The 1,024-nt window shown below is 66.9% G+C and carries 1 pseudogene; it reads right to left on the bottom strand.

The features are described from left to right. Window positions 1-1,024, bottom strand: a pseudogene (locus AC1VAN_RS22825) (bifunctional 23S rRNA (guanine(2069)-N(7))-methyltransferase RlmK/23S rRNA (guanine(2445)-N(2))-methyltransferase RlmL); the annotation flags it as partial.

Genomic DNA, 1,024 nt, shown 5'->3' with positions numbered 1-1,024 from the left:
GTCGAGGAACAGGCCGGTATCCAGGTAATCGAACAGGTTCACCTGCAGCAGCGCGTTGTTCTCGCGCACCACGAGGAACTCCTCGCGCTGCTCGAAACGGCCGTACTTGCTGCCGCCCTTGCCACGTTCACGCGATTTCATCGATACCTGTTCCGGCGGGACGCCGAACACCTCGCGCGCAGCGGCCAGCAATTCATTGCGGCGGCGGCGCACGTCGTTCTCGGGAATCGCAGCGGGTGCAGCGTATTCCTGTACATGCAGGAACGTGCGGCGCTGGCCGCCATCTTCCTCGTACACGTCGATGGCCGCTGCGTATTCCGGCAGATCGGCATCGTAGGCACGGAAACAGGTGATGCCTTCGCGCGCGCGCCAGCTCTTGAACTTCTTCAGGTTCTTGCGCAGGCGGTTGGCCACCATCTGCGCGCCTTCGCTCAGCTCGCGCACCTGTGCCGGGTCGCGGCCCGGCACCGCGATCGGATCGCAGACGATCAGTGCGCATTCCAGCGCACCATTGAACATCTGGTACTTCTTGCCCGCACGCAGGCCGGTGGCGAAGGCCAGTTCGTCATTGCCGCACAGCAGGCTGGCGCGCCACTGCGGCACGGCCTTCTGCAGGGCATTGCCCAGCTTGCGGTACAGCGCCGGATCGGCGGCCAGGCGCTCGTCATACGGCGGGTTGCAGACCACCGCGCCGATCTCCTGCTCCGGGGTGGGCAGGTCAGCCACATCGGCGCGGGTGAAGCGGATGGCATGGGCGACGCCGGCAACTTCGGCGTTCTCGCGCGCGGCCTGTATCGCCACCGGGTCGATGTCGCTGCCGTGGATGACCGGCTTCAGCGCGGCAAGGCCGGCCGCTTCGCGATCACGCGCTTCGCTCTGGATGGTTTTCCAGGCAGCCTTGTCGAAGCCCAGCCAGCGGCTCGGCGGCAGGCTGCCATGGCGCATCAGGCCGGGGGCGACATCGGCCGCCATCAGCGCGCCTTCGATCAGCAGGGTGCCGCTGCCGCACATCGGGTCCAGAAGG

This window comes from Stenotrophomonas sp. 05L44_2 (genome assembly GCF_056665995.1).
Note: the sequence above shows the minus strand (reverse complement) of the source record. Positions and strands in the feature narration are given on the sequence as shown.